We start from the raw sequence: 1,024 nt of genomic DNA on the forward strand, positions 1-1,024 counted from the left end.
GCATCCACGCCTGGAATTTGTCACGGTCGGCGGCGATCTCGTCCCATTCGAGATAGGCGGCATTGTCACGCGCATAATAGCCATGTGCGTAGGACGGGTGCGAGCCGCCTGGCACGACGGATATCGCCGCGATCGTCCAGCGCGGCAGCACGGTCAGATTGGGGTGCAGATCGTCGAAATTGTCGACCACTTCCTCCACCGTCACCACCGCTCGCTTGGCCGCCAGCACCGCTTCCTTCTGGATGCCGATGATGCCTTCGACCAGCACATTGCCTTGTCTGTCGGCCTTCTGCGCATGGATGAAGGTGACGTCAGGCCTGATCGAAGGAACAGCCGCCAGCACCTCGCCGGTGAACGGACAGGTGACAGACTTGATGTTCGGATTGACCGCCGCGAGGCCAGCACCGCGATAGCCGCGAAACACCGCGCAGGGCAGACCGGCCGCGCCCGCCTCATAGGCATTGGCCATGCCGGCATGGCTGTGCTCCTCGATCTCGATCGATCTGGGGAAACCGTTCTCGATGGCGTCGCGGGCGCGCCGCAGCAGGCCGACGCCGGGATTGCCGACATAGGAGAAGACGATTTTCTTCGCCATGCCCATACCGATCATCTGGTCGTAGATCAGGTCCGGCGTCATGCGGACCAGGGTCAGGTCGCGAAAACCCTGACGGATCGCCTCATGCGCCGCCGCCGTCGGGATCAGATGGGTGAAACCCTCGAAGGCGACCGTGTCATCATCGTTCAAATTCTCCGCAACAGCCTGTTTGAGCGGCAGGAACTTGACCATCGCATCGGCTCCGGGTTCAAAAAGTTCGTATTGCGAACATATGTTTTATATGCGATACTTTCTACGCTGGGGGAGGGCGAGGAGTCAATCCTGGCGTCGATGCCGTTCCCGCGGAGTTGAGATGGACGAAGAAGCCGCTTCCCGTGATCATGTCGGCTCGCTCGAGCGCGGCCTTGCCGTCATGGAGATCCTGGCTCGGCATCCCTCGGCCATTTCGGTCAGCGTCATGCCCGAGGG

Annotated in this window: 1 protein-coding gene and 1 pseudogene; one reads left to right on the top strand and one right to left on the bottom strand. The window is 61.4% G+C overall.

All coding sequences use genetic code 11. The features are described 5' to 3' along the window. Positions 1 to 787 (bottom strand): CoA transferase subunit A (locus tag EN991_RS37630; RefSeq protein WP_164769727.1); only part of this gene is annotated, 787 nt, incomplete at its 3' end. A 121-nt stretch (positions 788 to 908) separates the two neighbouring features. Here EN991_RS37630 and EN991_RS41455 point away from each other — a divergent pair. After that, positions 909 to 1,024, top strand: a pseudogene (locus tag EN991_RS41455) (IclR family transcriptional regulator); the annotation flags it as partial.

It is taken from the genome of Mesorhizobium sp. M7A.F.Ca.US.005.03.2.1 (assembly GCF_003997795.1).
Taxonomy (GTDB): domain Bacteria; phylum Pseudomonadota; class Alphaproteobacteria; order Rhizobiales; family Rhizobiaceae; genus Mesorhizobium; species Mesorhizobium ciceri.